The 20,688-nt window shown below is 58.3% G+C and carries 18 protein-coding genes; 2 read left to right on the plus strand and 16 right to left on the minus strand.

Annotation, left to right across the window (positions count from 1 at the left end; genetic code table 11):
• Nucleotides 1-44: 44 nt before the first annotated feature.
• Both QM649_RS01340 and QM649_RS01345 read right to left on the minus strand, forming a co-directional pair.
• Nucleotides 45-3,815, minus strand: coding sequence for a carboxypeptidase regulatory-like domain-containing protein (locus tag QM649_RS01340; RefSeq protein ID WP_415197195.1), 3,771 nt, complete (start codon nt 3,813-3,815; stop codon nt 45-47).
• A 352-nt stretch (nt 3,816-4,167) separates the two neighbouring features.
• Nucleotides 4,168-5,199, minus strand: a complete 1,032-nt coding sequence (locus QM649_RS01345; RefSeq protein WP_415197196.1) for a LacI family DNA-binding transcriptional regulator — start codon at nt 5,197-5,199, stop codon at nt 4,168-4,170.
• A gap of 790 nt (nt 5,200-5,989) precedes the next feature.
• On the opposite strand from QM649_RS01345, the gene QM649_RS01350 reads away from it, so the two are divergent.
• The gene (locus QM649_RS01350) at nt 5,990-6,223 is read left to right on the plus strand and encodes a hypothetical protein (protein WP_415197197.1); all 234 of its coding nucleotides are present in this window, start codon (nt 5,990-5,992) and stop codon (nt 6,221-6,223) included.
• A gap of 114 nt (nt 6,224-6,337) precedes the next feature.
• Here the strand turns inward: QM649_RS01350 and QM649_RS01355 are convergent, their stop codons facing one another.
• The 13 genes from QM649_RS01355 to QM649_RS01415 form a co-directional block, all read right to left on the minus strand.
• Nucleotides 6,338-6,778, minus strand: coding sequence for a TadE/TadG family type IV pilus assembly protein (locus QM649_RS01355; RefSeq protein WP_415197198.1), 441 nt, complete (start codon nt 6,776-6,778; stop codon nt 6,338-6,340).
• Nucleotides 6,779-6,858: 80 nt separating this feature from the next.
• Entirely contained in the window at nt 6,859-7,356 is a 498-nt protein-coding gene (locus tag QM649_RS01360) for a TadE/TadG family type IV pilus assembly protein (protein WP_415197199.1), read from the minus strand.
• Nucleotides 7,328-8,782: a pilus assembly protein TadG-related protein gene (locus QM649_RS01365; protein WP_415197200.1), complete on the minus strand. Its 1,455-nt coding sequence runs from the start codon at nt 8,780-8,782 to the stop codon at nt 7,328-7,330. The genes QM649_RS01360 and QM649_RS01365 overlap by 29 nt, the downstream gene beginning before the upstream one ends.
• Nucleotides 8,769-9,128, minus strand: a complete 360-nt coding sequence (locus tag QM649_RS01370) for a DUF192 domain-containing protein (RefSeq protein WP_415197201.1) — start codon at nt 9,126-9,128, stop codon at nt 8,769-8,771. The genes QM649_RS01365 and QM649_RS01370 overlap by 14 nt, the downstream gene beginning before the upstream one ends.
• Nucleotides 9,129-9,319: 191 nt before the next feature.
• Nucleotides 9,320-10,222, minus strand: a complete 903-nt coding sequence (locus QM649_RS01375) for a type II secretion system F family protein (protein ID WP_415197202.1) — start codon at nt 10,220-10,222, stop codon at nt 9,320-9,322.
• A 5-nt stretch (nt 10,223-10,227) separates the two neighbouring features.
• Complete coding sequence (locus QM649_RS01380) at nt 10,228-11,202, minus strand: type II secretion system F family protein (protein WP_415197203.1); 975 nt, start codon at nt 11,200-11,202, stop codon at nt 10,228-10,230.
• A gap of 12 nt (nt 11,203-11,214) precedes the next feature.
• Nucleotides 11,215-12,552: a CpaF family protein gene (locus QM649_RS01385; protein WP_415197204.1), complete on the minus strand. Its 1,338-nt coding sequence runs from the start codon at nt 12,550-12,552 to the stop codon at nt 11,215-11,217.
• A gap of 34 nt (nt 12,553-12,586) precedes the next feature.
• Entirely contained in the window at nt 12,587-13,813 is a 1,227-nt protein-coding gene (locus tag QM649_RS01390; RefSeq protein WP_415197205.1) for an AAA family ATPase, read from the minus strand.
• A gap of 28 nt (nt 13,814-13,841) precedes the next feature.
• Nucleotides 13,842-15,284, minus strand: coding sequence for a type II and III secretion system protein family protein (locus tag QM649_RS01395; protein WP_415197206.1), 1,443 nt, complete (start codon nt 15,282-15,284; stop codon nt 13,842-13,844).
• Entirely contained in the window at nt 15,281-16,114 is an 834-nt protein-coding gene (cpaB, locus tag QM649_RS01400; RefSeq protein ID WP_415197207.1) for a Flp pilus assembly protein CpaB, read from the minus strand. Before cpaB ends, QM649_RS01395 begins: the two co-directional genes overlap by 4 nt.
• Entirely contained in the window at nt 16,114-16,653 is a 540-nt protein-coding gene (locus tag QM649_RS01405; RefSeq protein WP_415197208.1) for an A24 family peptidase, read from the minus strand. The genes cpaB and QM649_RS01405 overlap by 1 nt, the downstream gene beginning before the upstream one ends.
• A gap of 202 nt (nt 16,654-16,855) precedes the next feature.
• Nucleotides 16,856-17,041, minus strand: coding sequence for a Flp family type IVb pilin (locus tag QM649_RS01410; RefSeq protein ID WP_415197209.1), 186 nt, complete (start codon nt 17,039-17,041; stop codon nt 16,856-16,858).
• A gap of 553 nt (nt 17,042-17,594) precedes the next feature.
• On the minus strand, nt 17,595-17,789 hold the full coding sequence (locus QM649_RS01415) for a hypothetical protein (RefSeq protein ID WP_415197210.1): 195 nt from the start codon (nt 17,787-17,789) through the stop codon (nt 17,595-17,597).
• Here QM649_RS01415 and QM649_RS01420 point away from each other — a divergent pair.
• The gene (locus tag QM649_RS01420; protein WP_415197211.1) at nt 17,784-19,106 is read left to right on the plus strand and encodes a putative bifunctional diguanylate cyclase/phosphodiesterase; all 1,323 of its coding nucleotides are present in this window, start codon (nt 17,784-17,786) and stop codon (nt 19,104-19,106) included. The two genes, QM649_RS01415 and QM649_RS01420, sit on opposite strands and share 6 nt — an antisense overlap.
• Before the next feature lie 212 nt (nt 19,107-19,318).
• On the opposite strand, the gene QM649_RS01425 is transcribed toward QM649_RS01420, so the two are convergent.
• Nucleotides 19,319-20,638 carry an OmpA family protein gene (locus QM649_RS01425; RefSeq protein WP_415197212.1) on the minus strand — a complete coding sequence of 440 codons (1,320 nt, stop codon included), beginning with the start codon at nt 20,636-20,638 and terminating at the stop codon, nt 19,319-19,321.
• Nucleotides 20,639-20,688: the final 50 nt, after the last annotated feature.

Genomic DNA, 20,688 nt, shown 5'->3' on the forward strand with positions numbered 1-20,688 from the left:
GGCCTCGCGAGGGTTGTCGCGAAAGCCTGCGGCAAGACTGCCGGTTAGAAGGTGATGTTGCCCCCGACCTGCAGCACACGGGGGAAATTCTGCTGTTCCGGACCGACCGTGCCGAAACCGCTCCAGCCAGATCCGACAGTGTAAGTCGGGGGACCGTCGCCGGGCGTCGTGTCCGGACCGCCGAACAGCACCGAGTTCAGCGCGTTGAAAGCGTCAAGACGAAGTTGCAGGTTGAGGCTGTTGCGGATCTTCGTATTCTTCTGCAGCGAAAGATCCAGGCTCGGAATCGTCGGGTTGCGCACCTCGTTGGTTTCGGTGTGCAGGTTCATGAGGCCATACTGCGGAATGCTCTGCCAGCATGTGTTGTAGGCACTGTTCTCGTTGTTCAGCCAGCGGCCGGCACCGACTGAAGTTCCACGCGACGGACGATAGCTGACATTCGGGCAGGTGTACCAGTCGCCATTGTCGATGCCGACCGGGGTACCACTCTGCACGTTAAAGACACCGCTCAGCGTCCATCCCGAGATGATCCGTCCGACGAACGGATTCGGCTGGTTGAAGAAGAGCCCTCCCTGCCCGAAGGGCAAATCGTACACGCTGGTGACGGAGAGAACGTGCGTGCGGTCCGTGCTCGCGAGATCATGCTGCTGCTCGGGGTCCTGATACGGCCAGCCGTTCAGGTAGCCGTCGCGGCTCATCGTCTTCGAGTAGGTATAAGCCAACTGGAAGCTAGCGCCCTTACCGGATGAGTTGGTTACACGGCGGCTCAACTTTACCTCGAGACCGTTATACCAGTTGCGGCCCTGCGGGGAATTGTACTGACCCACCAGACCTGCACCACCGCCACCACCGCAATACTGCGAATAGGGCAAATCCAGCACAATGGCCTGCACCGTCGTGTTCGTGCCGCACTCTCCCGGACCGTCCATGCCCGGAACACCGTAGTAGGGATTCGGAACCTGCTGAGTCCACACACTGGTGTTTGCCTGAGCTGCCTGCTGCTCGGCCAGCGTGGCCGTACCGTTCAGCCACAGAGTGCTGATACGCAGACGGCTGGTGAAGTTGCCAGCGTAACGAGCGTCCAGGACGACCTGTCCGGGCAACTCGCGCTGGAAGCCGAGGGAGAGAATCTGCTCCATCGGAATCTTGCGGTTGGGGAAGTCGACCTGTACGCCGCCATTGCCAACATCGGTCAACAGTCCGGCGCTGCTGCCGGTAGGCGCCAGCAGTCCCGAGTAGAAGGGGTTGCCACTCTGGAAGTAGTTGGTCGGCGTATTGTTGCCGTCCGTGCTGGTCGTGAGGCTCGTGGTCTGCGCTTCACCCACGCTCGAACCACCTTCCAGGCCATAGGAGTACATCAGGCCCCAGCCACCGCGGATCACAGTCTTGGGATCCACGACGAAGGCGAAACCGATACGCGGCCCTACGTCAGACCAGTCGGTGTTGTAAGCATCGCGCGACTGGCCATTGGTGCCGGCAAATTCGATGCCACCGTAGACGGTATCGAGGGAAGACGGGCTGATGCCAGCCGCCGTCCATGCCGCCTGGTTGGCTCCGTTCGCGACGTTGGCCTGATACTCAGCCTCATTGGTCAGAGGGTTCACGCAAGTGAGGCACAGACCACGGTTGAGATTGTTGTGGCGCTCGCGCAGACCGCGCTGCACGTCATAACGGATGCCGAGGTTCAGGGTCAGTCGGCTGTTCACGCGCCAGTTGTCCTGGAAGTATCCCGCATAGACCGGATAACCTTCCATGATCGAGCCAATCCAGTCGATCGAGCCACTACCCGGATAGCCCAGGTAGAAGGAGGCGAGCGCCGAACCGTTTGCCGAGTTGGACACGCAGGAATTGGGGTCCGTGTCTTGCGGCACGATCGGATAGCAGCCGGAGTTGTGCGGGTTTAGCTGCGTCCATCCCGAGTTAAACGAGAAGCTGCCATTGGGATGGCCACCGCTATCCGGATAGCCGCCGTACTGGAATTCGTCGATCTCGCCGCCGAACTCCAGTGTATGCGCGCCAGCTGTCTTGGTGAAGTCCACGTCGAAGGTGAAGGTATTGGTGACGTCCGGGTTCCCCTGGTTGCCAAAGATGGTCGAGTCGCCGTTGGGATTGTTTGCCAGAAAGCCGGTGCCCCAACCGTCGGTCACACTGAACTCTGGCAGGTACCGCGCAGATGTGATTGCCGGCAACGGCATGGTCAATCCGATGGTGCCCGGATCTGTCTGCTGTTCGAGATCGCCATCCGGCGAGGTCTCATAGAAACGGTTGAAAGAGACTTTAAAGTCGCCGATCAGGCTCGGCGAGAAAACGTGCGTCAGATCCTGCGTCGCCACGAAGTTCTGCTTTGTGTGGTTCACACTGCCGTTTTCTGCAATGCCTTCCAGACCGTTCGAACTCTGGTTCTGCGTGCCACGCCAGTAGAGGAAGAAGCTGTACAGCTTGGTCTTGTCCGACAGGTTATAGTCCAGGCGGATCTGCGGCTGGTTATAGGCATACTTGTTTGGCGTGATCGCCAGGTAGTTATAGCCCTTCGCCAGGTTGACCGCGCCTGCGATGTTCGGCAGCGGAATGTAGTTCAGTACAGCCGCGGCCGTCGCGTTGATCTGGGACGCCGGGATGGCATTGCCCGCGAACTGCGTCTGCACCACGTGGTTGCTGTTGCAGGCTGTAACCGCGCCACCGTCGAGGCAGCTTGCCGTACCCGGCTGGAAGACGGCGAGACCATTGGGAAACTCGGCGGAGTCGTACGTCTGAATATTGCTGAAGTTTACGCCGGTCGTGCCATTGAAGTTCGGGCGCAGGTAAGCCGGGGGCGTGTTCTCAAGGATGGATCCCGAGAGAGACTGACGATACCCTTCGAAGCCGAAGAAGAAGAACAGCTTGTTCTTGATGACCGGACCGCCGGCAGTGATCCAGAACTGATTTTGAAGGCCGCCCTGCCTGGGCGTGTCGGTCAGGTTGTTCTGGTAGCTGTTGGCGTTCATGAACGCGCCCTGATATGCATAGCGCGCGTTGCCGTGAAACTGGTTGCCACCGCTCTTACCCACCGTGTTGATGGTGCCGCCGCTGGTGCGGCCGTAGCGCGCATCGTAGGTGGTAGTCATCACGTTCACTTCCTCGATCGAATCGAGGTTCGGCGAGACGTTCCACTCACCCGCAGCGTGATTATCGTAAGTGAACTGGCTGGTGATATTCGTGCCATTAAGGGTGAACTGGTTGTTTCCCACAACGCCGCCACCAATGGTATAGGCATTCGACGTGTCATAACCCGTCGTACCGTGGGTTCCACCGTTGCCGAAGTGCGTGGTCGTGAACTGGCTGCCCGTCGTGGTACCGATCAGGTTGTAGGCCACGCCGCCATTCAAAGGGACGCTCTGGATCTCACGCTGATCGATAACCGTGCCGCCCGAACCTGTCGAGGTTTCGAGCTCCGCAGGCGCCGTATTCACGACAACCTTCTCAGAGACGGAGCCCACTTCCAGCTTGAAGTTCTGATTGAAGGTCTGCGAGGCCAGCATCAGGACCTTATCCTGCTGGGCCGTCTTAAAGCCGTCCGCCGAAGCGGTTACCGTATAGGTGCCGGGCAGAACATAGGGGATGTAATAGACACCCTTATCCGTCGTCTTACCGGTATAGGTTGTTCCTGAATCAACGTTCACCGCCGAGACTTCGGCATTTCTAATGAGAGCACCGGAAGGGTCCGTGACCTGTCCGGTGAGGTTGGCGCGAAACTCCTGCGCCATCGCCGAGGTGCCGCATGCCAGCAGGGCGAGCGCCCAGAGGCAAACAGCCCACAAACAAACGTTTTTGCGCATGGCAAACTCCAGAAAAGTACTGCTTTGGGGTCGTATATAGCTCGTGCAAAGGGCTGCGCGGGCCTGTATTTTGAGCACGTGAAATGGTTGCCATTCCATGACAGGATGGTATCGATTCCACGAGTGACTCGAATTTTCATCCGGCTGTGAGACCGCTGTCAAGATTTTTTTGTGAGCGTTTCCCCCGCCAGCCCGTCTAGCACCTCCGGCGACAACCTCCAGCCCGGAAATCCAGGCGGGTACTGCTGCCGAGCGGCACTGAGCACAAAAAAGGCGGCCGGATGGCCGCCAGGGAAGGGCTGCGAGCGACCGCTTCAGGCAGCAGCCGCGATTTGTTGGCTCTCGTCTACGTCTATTGGGGACGGCAGCCGCACGAGGCGCGCGGAATCAGACGGGTGTGCAGCTGCACAATGGCAGCCTTGTTCTTTTCCGTAGCCGCTCCGTCCAGCATGCGCGCAAACAGCAGCTCCGCTGCCGTTCGGCCCAGCGCCTCGATGGGTTGCTGCACCACGCTGATGGAAGGGCGCACCGTCGCCGCCAGCTCGAAATCGTCATACCCCAGCAGCGCCACACGCTCCGGCACCACCACTCCCAGTTTCTGCAGCGCCTCAAAGAAGAAAATCGTGGTGCTGTTCTTCAGCGTCAGCAAGGCGTCCGGAGGGTTCGGACCCGCCAGCATGCTCTCCAGCGCATACTCCGCCGACCGGTAATCCTTAATCGACGTGTCGAGGATCATCTCGAGGCCGGCTGACTCGATCTCTTTCTGATAGCCGGCGATACGCTCGCGCATCGTATATAAGGTAGGCTCGCCGGTGAGGCACGCGATCCTTTTATATCCATGCTCGATCAGGTGGCGCGTAGCCAACTGCGCCCCGGAGAAGTTATCGGAGACCACGGCCGGGATCGGCAGCCCTTCGATCGGGCGATCGAGAGTCACCACCGGCACCTGCACGCGCTTCAGCAGGTTTCGCAGCAGCTGACTCTGGGAATTGCCGGGGGCCAGGATGAATCCGTCCGCGCGATGCCGCAGCAGGACGTTCACGCTCTCCACCTCCGCATGGACCTCATTCTGGGTCGTCAGGACAATCAGCAGGGACTCATGCGCCCGGGCAATCGCCTGCGCCGCCTCCGCACAGCTGGAAAAGAAGGGATCGGCGATGCTCGGGATCACAAAACCAATCGTCCGCGTCCGGTCGCCCTTGAGAATTCGGGCAGCCTGGTTGGGCATATAGCCCAGGCTCTCGATGACGCGCTGCACCCGCGCCAGTGTCTGCGGATCCACACGCTGACCGCCATTGATGACACGCGACACCGTCGTGGTTCCAACGCCGGCCTTCTTGGCAACTTCACTTAATGTTGGGTGCTTGCTCTTCTTCTTTGTCATTCTCTCTCGGCATGTAGAGCCAGCCGCTCCCACAATCCTGCTCCACACCATCGAACAGTAATTGCAGTCTACGACAGGTGTTGTCTGATGGCCGTTCCCTTCGCGTCTCCTATTTCAAGGAAAGCGCTATCATTCGATTTCCGGACAAGCGGCATGGGCCGTCCGCGAACCGCAACAGAATAGCCTGACGCATAGGCGATAGCCTATCCCCTTTCAGACACACGCGGTCTCCGCATGTTTCCTCGATTCCATTCCTTCACTTATCAACAATGGAATCGATCGATAAGTTGTCCTGTCCTTGCTTAGGAGAGTTATTTCTCAGAGGCTCGCGTCCTTCTTTCCCTGAATCGAGGCTTCCCAAAATGGAAAGACAAGGCGCCGTTCGGCCCACTTCATCTGCAAGTTGCATGCCTGCAAAGGGCATTCCGCTTCATGACATCGTCCCTTCACATCATTTGTCGGAAAGTTTTCGGGTCCGCATACGTCGCTTTTTCAGGAGGAAATGCGCGCCGGCATAACATATGCGGCCCAAACGGTATCATCCGTGATATCAAAAATGACTCTAGATATCCCGCGAAGAAATAAGTTCCAAAACGGGAAATTTCCACTTCAATTTCCTCGCTAGTAATGCTACGTTATCTCCACAAGTCACCCGTAACATTCTCTTACGGGTACTTTAGTACCACGATTGATCGCAGCCGCGCCAGATGCTCCGCAGGGCTTCCCCCCCCCAGATTGCAACCTCGGACGTTGGCAGAAACAAAACCATAGCGAGGGTGAGCTATCGTCTATGTCTCTGGACACGAAACACCGCTACTGCTTCCCGCTCCGCCTGTCATCGACCATGCGCCAGCAGGCCAATGACCTGGCGCACAGCGAAGGCCTTTCCTTAAACCACTTCATCAGCCTGGCCATTGCGGAAAAGATCAGCCGCATGGAGCACAACTCCTGGCTGAAGGAACAAGCCAGACCCTTACAGGAACGACCAGCCGCCCCCTCTGCGTTCTTTCGGCGTCGCGCCTAGCGACCGCTCTTGCCATTGACTCTCGCCCGCTGCGAAAAGGCAGCGGGCTTTGTCATCTTTGCGGGATAAGAGCATAACTCTGCTCTATAACTAGGAGCCGGCAGCAACCGCAAATTATTCCGCGATCGTACCCGTGGAAGTGCCTTCAAAGGTGATGGTGTTGCTGGGAAGAAATGGAAGCAGGAAGTTGTAGTTATAGGTCACGCTGACCGAGACGACGCAGGTTCCACTGTTCGTCCCGTTGACGGTATCGCACACCGCCCCGCTGATCGTGGTGCCGGGCCAGCTTGTCGTCACGCCCAGCTGATTCGAGTTGATGAGCGGCGGTACCGTGCTCTGCACGTAGCTCTGCACATTTGCCGCAGTGGCCGCACAATTCGTGGTGCTGACCGTCGAGCAGGCCGTTCCGCTCCAGTAGGAGCCGCGTACGATCGCATAGCGGGCCGCATCATTTGCCGCCGAGTTGACGTAATGCTGCGCATATACTGCTTCCGAAGCGGAGAGAATGGCAAATACGATCGTCAGCACAACGCTGAGCACGATCGAAAGTTCCACGATCTCACTTCCCTCTTCGTTGCGCCAGAGAGAAGAGCGGAAGGCATGTTGCAGAAGAACACAGCTCTGCTTTCGCATCTCTAGTCTCCGCCTGAGCGCAGAATCACCGTATTCTGCAGCACGATCGAAGAAGGAATGCCCGGATAGGGAAAGATCGGCGTATACGTATCCGACGCGGTCACCTTCACATAATTGACGTAGTTTTGCGTGCAGGTTGTTGGTGGAGTAGTGCAGCCGGCGACAACGCTCGTCCCGTCGAAGCACTCGCAACCATAGGTGGTAGTCGTAGTCAGCCCCGGGAGATCGGAGGCATCCGCTGTCACCGCATCCGCCATGCCTGCCGTATCACTGAGGTTATGAATTCCGTAGAGAGCGCCTGCATGTGCGGCTGCCGAGACCTCATTCGCAATCGAGTAAGCACGCCCGAAATCAGCAGCCCCGGCCAGAAGAAACAGCAGCGCAGGCATCACAAGCGCAGCCTCGATGAGGCTCGACCCGCCTGTATCCGAGCCAGCACGGCGTACCCACCATGAGAGGCCCGGACGCGGCTTACTGTACGAGAGAGACATTATCGCCATTGAGTGGAGATCCGCTTTGCAGGGTCGCATAGTTATTCCCGAACGTGCTGATGAGGCCTACATTGAATTCGATATCCTTGGCCACCAGGATGTTGTAGTTATCCGATATGGCGCTTACGCCATAACTCACCATGGCATCCGGAAGATAGAACGCACCTTCCATCTTATTGCCCTGAATCAGGTTTGCCACAAATGTCCCGGTATTCGTGACATTGCGCGCCTGAAAGAACAGGACTCCGCCATATTCTCCACTGGTAGCAGCCGACAGATTGAACCCACCCAGTCCGGCAAGCGAGCTCGCTGTCACCGAGAAACCTCCGACCGTGGAAGCGGGCGTCGACACATTTCCCGCGTTATAAAACATCACCCCTGTTCCCTGAATATTGGAAAGGGCATTGATGGTGATGGTCAGGCCGCCCTGCGGAGTCAAACTCCCGAGCAATCCCGGACCGTCCCTCAAGATGTAGACTCCGGGATTGAACGTAATATTTGTGAGCACCGCAGCCGTAATTGCAATTCCCCCGCAATAGACCCCGGGATTGAACGTGATGTTACTCAGCAATCCGGTAATGATATTCACGGTGGCCGGCGATCCTGTATATGGGGAGGACGTCGTCGTACCACAGGCCGTAGTTGCCGAGGCGTTCGTCGGCACGGGAAGATAGGCTAGCGGATCATTCGGCTCTGGACGCGGTATATTGGTGTGCGGAGGCGGGCTGAAGAACGAAAGCAGGCCACCCACGCCGCCTGTGACGTCGATATACGGCGCATACACAAACAGGCAGACGAGGCAGGAGAGCGCCGACGAAGAACTGGATTCATCGACGATGCCGCAGTTGAACTGTTCGATGGCGTTTACCGCAAAAGAGATTGCATTCGAGCCTGTTTGATCCAGGGCATAAATACACGGTCCGCCGAGGCCACGTGCTGCCTCCGCACGCGCGGACACCGTAACGGTACTTATGCCGAAGAGACGTGCGAAATAAGTAGGAACCTGATCCGTGACCACGGCTTCCACGTAGTTCAACTTACCCGCATTTACGTCTCCCGTAACAGCGCACACAGGGTTATTGACGCTCAGGGTGATGCCGGTACTGCTCGGCGTTCCACAGTTCTGCACGATGGTCGCGGAAGTAAAGCCGTTCTCGGTCATCGCGGAGCTCGCCGCGGTCTGCATGGCGGAACAGTCAGCCGTACCGCCGCAGATACGCACCTCGGATGCTGCAGCAATTGCCGCAGCATCGGCCGCGGTCTGCATCGTGCGCTTCGCGTAGCGAAAATGCCCGACGTCGATCGCAAGGCCGATGAAGCCCAGGATCATCATCATGCAGAACGCGACGAGGATGGTCGTCTGGCCACGCCTGTCGTTGAGCAGCCGCCATGCGCAGTCGCGCAGACGGAGCTTCTGTCCGTTAACCGAGCCCATCCATCTCAAGGGTGTGTCCGATCTCCGTTCCGCTTTCCGCGATCATTCCCGCCGGAAGCTCTACGACGCTGCTGATCTTCCAGCTGACAGACGTCAGCCGATTCGGCACCAATGCATTCCACAGGCGCACGACACGACGCTTGCGATCCAGGCCGATGACATCGATGGCGAACTTCATCCCGAAGGTGTGAACTCCGGATGACGGCCTGATCCAAAGCCCCTCGCCTGTATCGAGATTCCGGCGGCCCAGCAGCCCGCGCATCCGCGTAAAGCTGGAATCAGCCACGAGGATCTGCCCGCCAATACTCCTGCCGGTAGTTTCGTTTCGCACGGATACGACGCGCATGAGAATCCCTTCTGCCGCTTACACCGAGTGACGGCGGCGACGATACACGATGATGGCGAGAACGATTACGGCCAGAACTCCGGCGATAACACGAACAGTTGTGACTGCATCCATGGCGACTCTTCTCCTTGAGGTATGTGGTTAAGTCGAGGCTCGCAGGATCGGGCCTTTGCGCGCCGGTACGGTTAGAGTTAGCGACCAAAACCCTTGAGGCTGGTGACGATCTGCAGGATCGCCGGCCCCAGGAGCACGATGAACAGGCATGGAAAGATACAGAAGACCAGTGGCACGATGATCTTTACCTTTGTCTTCTGGGCCATCTCCTCCACGCGCTGGCGTCTGCGCGTACGAAGATCTTCCGCGAAGGTGCTCAGCGTTTTTGAAATCGGTGTGCCGAAGCGGTCGGCCTGCGTGAGCATGCTGACGAATATCGAGACCTCGCGCACCTTAAGGCGATCCGCGAGATTCTGCCACGTCTCCATGCGAGGCCTGCCCGCTCTCTGCTCGAGATGCACACGTGCGAGCTCTTTTTGCAGTTCAGGGTGACCGGCGGCAATCTCCTTGTTAACGCGCAGCAGAGCCTGATCCAGACCGAGTCCAGCTTCGACGCAGATAACCAGGAGATCGATAACATCCGGAAGACTCTTGCCGATGCGATCTCTGCGCCTGCGCGCACGCTCCGTAAGCCAGATGCCCGGAAGAAGATAGCCGAGTGCAACCAGAATAAATACCCAGAACAGTGTGCTCTTAGGAATAAAGCTTCCGATAAATGCGCCCGCGAGAGGCACAAGGCATTCCGCCGCAAAGTAAAGGTCGGGTGCATTTGCTCCCTGATAGCCTGCGGCTGCGAGGCGATCGATAGAACGTGTACTGATCGAAAGGCCGAGCCTCGTGCGAATATCCTGTGCGACCCGAAGAACTCCAGCCTGGAGCCGATCCACCTTGTCTGAGATGGAAGGCTCGGCATGCTTCTCTCCCAGCGCCTCGATGACACGCCGCGACTCGCGATTGCCGCGCAGCATGAAAGGGATCACGAGTATCGCGACGATGCAAAACAGCATGACTCCGAGCGCAACGACAAAAAGAATCTGCATCGTTCCTACACCTCGATCCCATGAATGATGCGTCGAATGAGATAGCCTCCGAGTAACAGCAGCCCAATGCCTGCATACAGCATGTGCCTGCCAAGGTCGGTGTGAAAGAAGGGCGCCGAATACCCCGGACTGATCAGATTGATGAGCACAAGAAGCCCGATCGGCAGCATGCAGAGAATCCATCCTGTCATCCTGCCCTGTGCGGTGTGCGTGCGAATGTCGCGCTGGATGCGCAGGCGCTCGCGCATCACCACCACCAGCCGCTCCAGAACATCCACAAGATTGCCTCCTGTGTCGCGCTGCACAAGAAACGCGGTCACCATTACGCGCAGATCCTCCGAGGGCATACGGTCCATCATCTGGAGGAGCGCTTCATTCAATGGCAGGCCATAGTTCTGCTTCTTGAATACCTCTGCGAACTCAGTCTTCGCCGGCTCCGGCGCTTCCTGGGCCACGATATCGAGTGAGGCGATCACGGAGTGGCCGGCCCGCAGCGAGCGCGCGCAGGTCTCTACGCACTCCGGCAATGTTGCATTGAATGCATTGAGCCGCTTCTTCTGCCTGAACTTGAGATATGCGAATGGGATGTATCCCACCGCAACCGCAGCCGCGACGGCGAGCAATGGAGAATTCAGGCCGAGGAAGATGCCAATGCCACAGAGCAGAGCGAGCCCAGCGGACATCTGCAGAATCGCCGACACCGTTGTCTTCACCTGGCTGCGCACAATCAGCGCAGCCAACTGCGTTGCCAGCGGAGACTTCACAAGCGCCTTGCGCATCCACCCCAGCGCATCGCGCTGCTGCGCGAGCAGACTCTCCGCGCCCGGCAGCAGGATACTTTGCAGCTCCGACGATGTTGTCACCACTTCCTTCACGCGCTTATCCAGCGCGACCTGCGCAGCCGCCGGCCGCAGGGCGAGTGCCAGCGATCCGAAGACCACGAGCAGTGTGACGAGGAAGACGACAATCAGCAGCAGCATGTGCGATTCACCCTAAACATCCACAGAGTGCGTGAGAAAATCCGTCGGCAGCTGAATACCAGCGGCAACAAGCTTCTCGGCAAAACGCGGGATAATCCCGGTGGAAATAAAACGCCCCTTCACCGCGCCAGTGCCGGTGATCCCTTTCTTCTCGAAGAGAAAGAGATCGTTCATGCTGATCGTGTCGCTGAACGATCCGGTGAGCTCGCTCACATGCGTGATGCGACGACTGCCGTCACTCATGCGCGCCACCTGCACGATCAACTGCACGGCGGAGGAAATCTGCGAACGGATGGCTCGATCGGGAAGACGAATGTCGCCCATCATCGCCATCGTTTCCATGCGAGATAACGCATCGCGTGGCGTGTTCGCGTGAATCGTGGTCATGGAGCCGTCATGGCCCGTGTTCATGGCCTGCAGCATGTCGAGCGCTTCTTCGCCGCGCACCTCGCCGAGCACGATACGGTCGGGCCGCATGCGCAGTGCGTTGATCATCAGCTCACGCTGCCGGACTGCACCATGCCCTTCCACATTCGGAGGACGCGTCTCGAGCCTGACTACGTGCTCCTGCCGCAGCATCAGTTCCGCAGAGTCTTCAATCGTGACGATGCGCTCGTTCGATTGAATATAGGAGGAGAGCAGGTTCAGCAACGTCGTCTTACCGGATCCTGTACCGCCGGAGATCACAATGCTGACCCTGGCCTGCACCGCGCAGCGCAACACATCGAGCATGGGCCGCGTAAGCGTGTTTGACCGGATCAGGTCATCTGCGGTGAGCGCCTTATTGCCGAACCGGCGGATCGAGAGGATGGGACCATCGATCGCAAGCGGAGGAATGATGACGTTCACACGCGAGCCGTCTGCGAGACGCGCATCCACCATCGGCGAAGACTCATCCACGCGCCTGCCCACGGCGGAGACGATCTTCTCGATGATCTGCATCAGGTGGCGATCATCCTTGAAGGCCACATTGGTCTTCTCCAGCAGGCCGCGGCGCTCCACATAGACCGAGCTGTGGGTGTTCACGAGGATGTCGTTGATCGTAGGATCGTGCAACAACGGCTCGAGCGGTCCCATGCCGAAGACTTCGTCGAGCACCTCCTGCGCCAGCTTGTCGCGCTCGGTCACACTCAGCGGGATGCCATGCTCGACGAGCAGCCGCTGAATCAGAAGGAAGAGCTGCTGCTGGCCGGCACGCGTCTGATTGAACTCACTCAACCGATCCAGGTCGAGCCGCTTGATGAACTCCTTGTGCACAGCCGACTTGATCTGCTGCTGCACCTCTTCCGGAACGCCGCGTCCATTGCGCGTTCCAGTTCCGCCGTTCAGCAGTGTCTCCGTTGAGCCCATCTCCTCATCCCTCTGCATTCCGCGTTCTCTCCGGCTATCGCCACAGCGACAGCAGCGGCTTCAGGCGCTTGGTTGCAGTTTCAGCGTGCGTTGTTCCGGCGACTGTTTCAGCCCACTTCGCAAAACGTGCAGCCAGCGGCGACTTCGCGCCCGGCATAATGGGCTCACCCAGGTTCGTCGTCTTGGTGAGCTCCGCATAGGCATTCGGAACGCGCAGATTGATCGGCAGCTTTACGGCCTTCTCCACCTGTTCCACCAGCGTTGGGTCTAGATCGGACACGCGATTCAATGCGATTTCAATCCGCTCCACCGCGGCATCGAGAAGCGTGAAGCGGTCGATGTAACGAGAGAGGTTCCGCAAAGAAGCGACATCCTGCGTCGAGACGAGATAGAGCCGCTGCGAGGCTGCAATCACCGGCATATTGTGCGCTTCCTGCCGGATATCGCAGTCCACAACCACGTAGTCATATTCAGAGCGAAGAAACTCGAGCGCCTTGGCAAGCGCATCGCTGTCCATCGGCCGCACGCCGCAGATATCAGGCGATGACAGGACATGCAGGCCCATGGGATGACGGCCGACAAGCCCATGCAGCAGCTGGCTGTCCAGGCGATTGACGTTCTTCACGACTTCATTGAATTGCGAGCGCCGCCCATCCATGCCAAGATAAACAGAGACATGTCCAAGCTCCGGCACATGATCGATCAGGAGCACACGCTTCTTCTGCGACTGCGAGAGGAAGACGGCAAGATGCACCGCAAGTGTGGTTGTCCCCACGCCGCCCTTGGTGCCGAAGAGTGAAACAACCGTTCCAGTCTGCGGCTCCTTGAAGTGCGTACTGAGCCATTGCCGCTCGAGCCTGTCGAAGAGATCGTTCAGCGGATCTTCCTGCAACGGCGTTTCCAGAAACTCGCTGCATCCGGAACGCATGGCTGTCAGGATCTTGGCCGGATCCTTGCTCTTTGCGAGCGCGACCACGGTAATCTTTCCGGAGAACATCTGCGTCAGATATTGCGCTGTCTCGACTGCCTCTTCCGCCGACCGGCTGAAGTCCACGAATGCAACGCACACTTCCGCCGACTTGATGAGCGGCGCGAAATAAGGGCGCTTGTCCGGCGAGATATACGAGGTGTAGGTCGACACTTCGCTCTGCCACGCCCGGCGACGCATGGCATGGTTGAGACGATCCACCGTATCCGGGCCCGCGCACACTGTAATGACCAGTGGATCCGGAACGTCCAGTTTGTTACCGCCAAAGGGCAAGACTTTTCCTCGCATAGTAGCTCTGGGGTTAGTTGGATTTCTTCTTCTGAAGTGACTGATCGAATTGCGTGTCGTCAATCGCAGGCACCGGCACCGTCGGTTCCTTGATCCCTGTGTCGTCTGTAAGAGGATTCACGACCTCCGGTGTAACGATCACGACCAGCTCTGTCTTCGTGTGATCCAGATTCTTCGACTTAAAGAGCTGGCCGAGAATCGGGATGCTTGAGAACCCGGGCGTACGCATGTAAGCGTCCGTAGTTCTGCGATCGAGGAGCCCTGAGATGGCGAAACTCTGACCACTGCGCAGAACCACCTGCGTGTCTGCCCTGCGTGTCGAGATGGCCGGGATATCGTAACCGTCGATGCTTACTTCATTCGTGTAATCGAGAGCACTGACCTCCGGCGCTACCTTCAACTGCACTGTGCCATCAACATTCACGACCGGGGTGAAATCGATCTTCACGCCGTAAGGACGGAACTGGATGCTGATCGAGGCGAGTCCGCCGGTGGATCCCTGCACCACCGGGAAAGGAAATTCGCCGCCCGATAGGAAGCTGGCTTCCTTGCCGCTGATGGTCGTAATCGTCGGCTCAGCCAGGATCTGCAGGATCTGCTTTTCTTCCATGTCCTGCAGCATCGCTCCGATGTTCAGCGAAGAGTTATAGAGAAGAAAGTTCAGAGGATTGGTGTACGACGCGGTCTTGCTGCCGACCGATGCCGTTGTGCCACTCGAACTGCTTGAGGAAGAACCAGTCGACGCTGTAAGTGTGGACGAGAACTGCGAGGTAGTGGTCTGGGCAAGGGTATTTCCGCCGACGCTGTAGAAGTTGAATCCAAACTCCGTAAGCTTCGAGCGGTCTACCTCGACGATTCTCACCTTGAGGCGAACCTGCTTCACCACGGCCGAGTTGATGGTCAGCGCATTGAAGACATTCTTCGAATACATTGCCGCAAGCTTCGCTGCCGCATCGGAATCTTCCGGCGTACCGACCACTCCGGAAAGGACGATCCTTCCGCCATCGCTCCGCACCTCCACGTTTTCACCAGGCAAAGATTGCCGCAGCGAACTGCGAAGTGGATCGAGGTCCTGATCCGAAGAGATCAGATATGGCTGCGAATCGCCTGACTCATCCCACACCACCACCGAGCTGATGCCGATATCCTTCGAGCTCACCAGCACCTGATTGGGGCTGGCTACATACGCGGAAACGACATTCGGATTACTCACATAAATGCGCGTGAGGCGACGCCGGGTGTTGATGTACATGGAGCGGCCGACCATCAGGTGCATGGCATCCACATTGGGCGCGGAGCTCACAAAGTCCGCTGCCGGCTGCGCCGCACTCGCCGGCGCCGCAAGCATGGCTTGCGGTTTGCTCTGCGCGAAAACAACCGTAGAGGTCGAACCCAGCACCAAAGGCACAGCCACCTTATAGAAAGCCTTTTTCGTATTGCGAGCCACGTTCTTCACTGGAAGCTCTCCGTGCTGGACTTATCCCCGTTGATGACCTGGACGTTATATTTTGCGGGCACAGGAGCGGCGACAGGTGCCTGAGGACGCGGGGCCGCCTTGGGCTTGGGAGCCTCCGTTGCGGCCGGCGTGCCGAGCGATGTGAGTTGAATGGGACTCGGCGTCGGCTGTGCGTTATCGCGGCCGTTGCGAAGTACGAGATGCACATGTCCCTGAGCATTTGCCAGAACCACGCGCTCTGCGTCATCGGGAGATACAAGCAATGTCACCACATCCACCGTTGCGGGCTTGCCCTGCGGATCGGGCTCCATCTTTTCTCCCGCCGTCAGGATCTCCGCATCCTGCAGCACCGTGGATGTGACCGGCATGGTAGATGTCGGCAGGGTATAGGTCACGAGCACATCCACATGCGTTCCAGGAAAGAGAAATCCCGCGACGCCAACTACCTGATCGGACTTCACCGAGACAGCACGCATGCCTGTTGGGATCTTGGTGGAGAGACCTGCGCCGGAGCCTGCGGCAGCAAGCTGGCTATCCAGCAGAGGCTGGCCTGCGGCAACCGGGAACAGTACGGCTCTGCCGACAACATCCTGCTGCCTGGTGAACGCGCCGGTTAGAGGGATAGAACTCGGCCACGGAGTCTGCTTCACGTCAGAAGAGGTGAGCACCTCACCAGCGTCGAGCGCGTGGGAAGCAGCATAGTACTGCAGACCCTGCGCGTTGGCTGCATGAGCGTGGATCAGGCGGCTTCCTATCCAGAGCGTAAATAAACCCGAGACGAGGACAGCAACCAGGAGAGCCAGAAGAAGTCGCCGCGTGCGCACGGCCATTAGCTGCGGCTCCCATTCAGATAAAGGGTGAACAGCGCTCCTGCCGCGATCGCCACGCCATAGGGCAGCCGCAGGGTCGACTTATTCTCGACATTCAGCTCTTTGTGCGGAGTAAGTCCCCGGCGCGCATGATGCCCCATCAAAACAGTCAGGTTCTTAAAGGTGGAGCGGAAGACTCCGTGCCTGACGATGAGCATTACGGCCATGACTCCGCCGGCGATTCCGGTGAAGATCAGGAAATAAGGAAGCTGTGAGAACCCTGCAAGCGCTGCGATCCCGGCAACGATCTTCACATCTCCCCCGCCCATGCCTCCGGCGATGAAGAAGAGAAGGAAGACACCTCCTGCAAGCATGCCCGCGGCCAGTGCGGTCAACATACCCTGCCAGCCATCGAGTCCGAAGTGCAGAAGAAGTCCGGCTGCAAACGCTGTGGCGCAGAGGAGGTTCGGGATTCTCCGGGTTCGTATATCCCAGAGAGCTGCGACGGCGGCGAAGGCTGAAGCGACAGCGCAGAAGACCACCTGGTGATCGCGCATCATGACATATTCCTGGAAGAGATGAAGTTCGCAATAACTGCGATAGTTACAGTCGATATTTGTTTCATCTGCCGCTATGCGACAGACGTTTCATCAAGGCAAGAGCGCAGCAATAAGGAATGTTTCGGCTCACCAGATTTGAGGGATACCGGAGCCTGCGCTCACAAGCAGCAGGCTCCGATAGAGGAATGACGCGGTCGCGAGACTAGCTGGTCGCCGTGGTCAGATCGGTTTCGATCTTGGTAAAGACCGCCGCGATGTCCGTGGCAAGGCCGGTGAAGGCGGTGACGGCAGCGGTGGCGACAAAGCCGGCGACGAGGGCGTATTCGATCAGGTCCTGGCCCGACTCATCAGCGATCAGGCGGTTGACAATAGCTTTGATGTTCTTCATGGCAGAACTCCTTCAAGGGTGGATAGGTGATAGGTTGACACACCCGCGAACCGCAGAATCGCTGGGCGCACACGGCATCTTGAATATCTTTCTGGGTGACGTGAAAGGGACATCGGGGGGATGCCATATGCAAAGGCAGAGCGAGCCAGATAACTTCTCGATCCTCTTTGTCAGACCTTGCCGCGGCTGAGCGTCGGCAGGCTTCCAGCCTCGTTTCCTTGCTATCATCTTCGGACTCTCGTCTTGATGACTTATGGGCTGTCGTTATGAGTTCATTTAACCATGATGATTACCGGATGCAAGTACCTGCGCGCAGAAATTTTGCTGTTTTGATATCACCTGCAACGTCCGGTAACTGCACGATAGGCATCGCTCATTGCAAACCTCGCTCGAATCAGATATCCACATGCATTTTCTAAATTCCATATAGCGATAACTGGCAACATAGGCCTAAGATGATGCATCGTTTCCACCATCCATGTAAGTGGTGGCATAGCTGATGACATTTCCTATTCACCGCACCCTGCTTGAAGCGTTTGCCCTCGGATCCGGCTCAGCCGGTCTCCTCGCCCTGGTCGCCGTACATATATGGCAGAGGGTTTCCCTGCGCCCGCTGGATGACGAACTCCGCGAAGGCCGGGAGCGAGCCCTCGAACTTGCGGCTCAGCAGCAGACCTTCCGGCTGCAGAACGATGCACTGCAGCGAGAGATCCGCCAGCGCCAGTGGATGGAGGCCAAGCTCATGCACCTCGCATTCCACGACAGCCTCACCGGCCTCGGCAACCGATCATTCCTCTTCGAAAACCTGCAGACACAGCTCAACGCACCGGCGCGCAGGGATAAGTCATCGCTCTACCTCATGCATGTCGGGCTCGACCGCTTCCAGTCTGTGAACGAGCTCTTCGGCTATCAGAACGGCGATGCGCTGCTCAAGGAAGCGGCGGAACGCATCGAGGACCTGTTATCCGATGAAGACATCGCCGTAAGACTTGGGGCCGATGAGTTCTGCATCCTCTTCGGACGCATTAACTCACAGGACCAGGCGCGGCGCATGGCGCTTCGCCTTCTCCAGTTGATGGAGAAGCCGTACACACTGCAGGGCATTGAGTTCCCTGTGACTGTCAGCATCGGCGTCTGCGAGGTGGAGTCGCGCTACACCGATGGAGAAGATCTTCTCCGAGCAGGCGCCACAGCCCTCGAGCGTGCAAAGCGGCAGGGCGGCAACTGCTATGTCTTTTACGATCAGGCGATCTTTCATGAGACGCTGCGTGCGATCGAGACCACGCTTCAGCTGCGCACTGCGGTCGAACAGAATCAGCTCGAGCTCTACTATCAGCCGCTTGTCGATATGCGCGATCTGTCGATCTATGGCGTGGAATCGCTTGTCCGCTGGAATCACCCGACGCGCGGCCTGCTGCCTCCCGGCGCCTTCATCGAGCTTGCCGAGGAAGCAGGGTCGATCATCCCGATGGGCGTGTGGGCTATGGAGCAGACCGTCGCCGATATTCGCACGATGACCCAGCAGGGAGGCCGCAGCCTCGTCATCAGCCTGAATGTTTCAAGCCGCCAGCTCGACGACCCGGATTTCCTCCGCCATGTAAAGAAACTGGTGAGCAACTGCGGCATCGATCCCTCCCTGCTGCAGCTCGAGATCACCGAGAGTGTCTTCGTCCGAGATCCGCAGCGCGTCGGCTATCTCCTGCAGGATATTCGCGCTCTCGGAGTCAAGATTGCTCTCGACGATTTCGGAACCGGATACTCTTCGCTAAGTTATCTCTCTAACTTCCCGATCGACGTGCTAAAGATAGACCAATCCTTCGTCCGTAACATGATGCACCATCGCCTGAACCTGGATATCGTCAAGATGCTCATCGAGCTTTCTAGAAAGGCCGATATGCGCGTGGTGGGGGAAGGCGTCGAAACGGAAGAGCAGGCGATGGCCCTGCTCCATGCCGGCTGCAACTTCGGACAGGGCTATCTCTACAGCCGCCCCGTGCCGCTCAGCAACCTCGTGCTGCAGTTGCGCCAGGGCATCCGCCTGCCGGAAGTGAAGGTACAGAGCTAACTTCACCTGCCCTGTACAGCTGCCTCGCTTCTCATCGCAGGCTGCGCATGTCTTCACTCTTTCCCCGCACAAAAAATGAGCCGGCATCAAATTGCCTGATGCCGGCCCCCATCAAACATGATGGGCAGAGACTTCGCTGGAGGGTTGAAGCGATAGCTTCAACGTCAAATCTGGGAAATGGGGTCAGTGTTGATTTACGGCTTATCTCCTATCTATGGTGTATCCGGGACCAGCTGTGCGCGCCGGTTCTGTTGCATGCAGCTTGCCGTGTCATCCGTGCAGAACGGCTTCTCTTTTCCGTAGCTCAGCACTTTCATCCGCGACCGGTCTATGCCTGCACCGACAAGCGCATCCCGCGTTGCCGTTGCCCGCTTGAGTCCAAGCGCGATGTTGTATTCCGCGGAGCCACGCTCGTCCGCATATCCGGCGATGGTGATATTCAGGTCAGGATGCGAGGAGAGATACGCTGCGTCCTGCGTGATCCCGCGCTCTCCTTCCGGACGAATATTCGCACTGTCGTAGTCGAAGAACAGATCGACCACATTCTTGTGGAAGTCATCCAGATCGTTCGTCGGCGGAATGACCGTCTCCTGCCCGTTGGAGGAAGCCTGCGCCGCTTCTTCGCGGACGCGGAAGCTTGTCTGGCAGGTGGAGCTGACCGACGGATTCGAGGCCAGGGATGCCCTGCCATCCACACGATACGTGCCCGGCGCCAGGTGCGTGGTGTCAATCATCACCATGCGCCCGCTTCCCTGCACTGTGCCCGCGTTCGTGGTCCATGAGTAGTTCACGTCCAGCTTGTCGGGCAGTGTCATTGTTTCGCCGATTACCTGCACCGTGCCGCCCGCCGCGACCTCCTGCGTGCCCACGCTGCACGTGAACTCGATTTCGGAGTGTTCTTCCGGCACGCGCATCACCGGAGCAGCATTCTGGCCGCTGCCCCTTCCACCGAAGCGGAAGACTACGCCCGTACTGATCTGCAACTGGTTCTGTGTGTCGTTGGCGCCATTCGGAAACTCCGTGCGCAGATACTGCGCATTGAAGGCACGAATGGCGAAGCGTGGCGTGATGTTGAAGTCCAGGCCGCCGCCGGTGGAAAAGGCCAGCGCCGTCGCGCTGCTCTTCGAGCCGGCGCTGGTTGGGAAGTACGATCCCGTACCACGGCCGCCTCCCACCAGAAACTCTCCGAACAGCGAGAGCCGCTGATGGTTCCACATGATGCGCGGCCCACCCAGGTACGTCAGAAGCGTGAGGTTCTGTCCAAGCTCGCTGATGTCCTTAGCATGGCCGCCGGTGACCATACCCGCCACACCCAGCCAGCTGCGGAAGTTATAGTCGCCCTCCACGAATGCACCGTTCATCGTGAAGCATTGGCACGAGGACGGAGGAGCATTGGCATCGATGAGGTTGTAACCACCCGAGAGATCAAAGCGCGATGTGTAGTCGACATCCTGCGGGGTGGCCTGATGCCCGAAGGCAGCAGACCCTCCTGCAAGAACGATGAAGCTAAGCAGCAACTTCGAGCGAATCATTCATTTCTCCTATCGTGAACATTCAGGTCTGGCGTGTCGCTGCTCAATAG

Origin of the sequence: Silvibacterium sp. (assembly GCF_047605705.1) — a bacterium.
Classification (GTDB): domain Bacteria; phylum Acidobacteriota; class Terriglobia; order Terriglobales; family Acidobacteriaceae; genus Silvibacterium.

Bases quoted from the DNA above. Each gene is read 5' to 3' on its own strand.
- QM649_RS01340 (WP_415197195.1), bottom strand. From the start codon at position 3,815: ATGCGCAAAAACGTTTGTTTGTGGGCTGTTTGCCTCTGGGCGCTCGCC.
- QM649_RS01345 (WP_415197196.1), bottom strand. From the start codon at position 5,199: ATGACAAAGAAGAAGAGCAAGCACCCAACATTAAGTGAAGTTGCCAAG.
- QM649_RS01350 (WP_415197197.1), top strand. From the start codon at position 5,990: ATGTCTCTGGACACGAAACACCGCTACTGCTTCCCGCTCCGCCTGTCA.
- QM649_RS01360 (WP_415197199.1), bottom strand. From the start codon at position 7,356: ATGGCGATAATGTCTCTCTCGTACAGTAAGCCGCGTCCGGGCCTCTCA.
- QM649_RS01365 (WP_415197200.1), bottom strand. From the start codon at position 8,782: ATGGGCTCGGTTAACGGACAGAAGCTCCGTCTGCGCGACTGCGCATGG.
- QM649_RS01370 (WP_415197201.1), bottom strand. From the start codon at position 9,128: ATGCGCGTCGTATCCGTGCGAAACGAAACTACCGGCAGGAGTATTGGC.
- QM649_RS01375 (WP_415197202.1), bottom strand. From the start codon at position 10,222: ATGCAGATTCTTTTTGTCGTTGCGCTCGGAGTCATGCTGTTTTGCATC.
- QM649_RS01380 (WP_415197203.1), bottom strand. From the start codon at position 11,202: ATGCTGCTGCTGATTGTCGTCTTCCTCGTCACACTGCTCGTGGTCTTC.
- QM649_RS01385 (WP_415197204.1), bottom strand. From the start codon at position 12,552: ATGGGCTCAACGGAGACACTGCTGAACGGCGGAACTGGAACGCGCAAT.
- cpaB (WP_415197207.1), bottom strand. From the start codon at position 16,114: ATGGCCGTGCGCACGCGGCGACTTCTTCTGGCTCTCCTGGTTGCTGTC.
- QM649_RS01405 (WP_415197208.1), bottom strand. From the start codon at position 16,653: ATGATGCGCGATCACCAGGTGGTCTTCTGCGCTGTCGCTTCAGCCTTC.
- QM649_RS01410 (WP_415197209.1), bottom strand. From the start codon at position 17,041: ATGAAGAACATCAAAGCTATTGTCAACCGCCTGATCGCTGATGAGTCG.
- QM649_RS01420 (WP_415197211.1), top strand. From the start codon at position 17,784: ATGCACCTCGCATTCCACGACAGCCTCACCGGCCTCGGCAACCGATCA.
- QM649_RS01425 (WP_415197212.1), bottom strand. From the start codon at position 20,638: ATGATTCGCTCGAAGTTGCTGCTTAGCTTCATCGTTCTTGCAGGAGGG.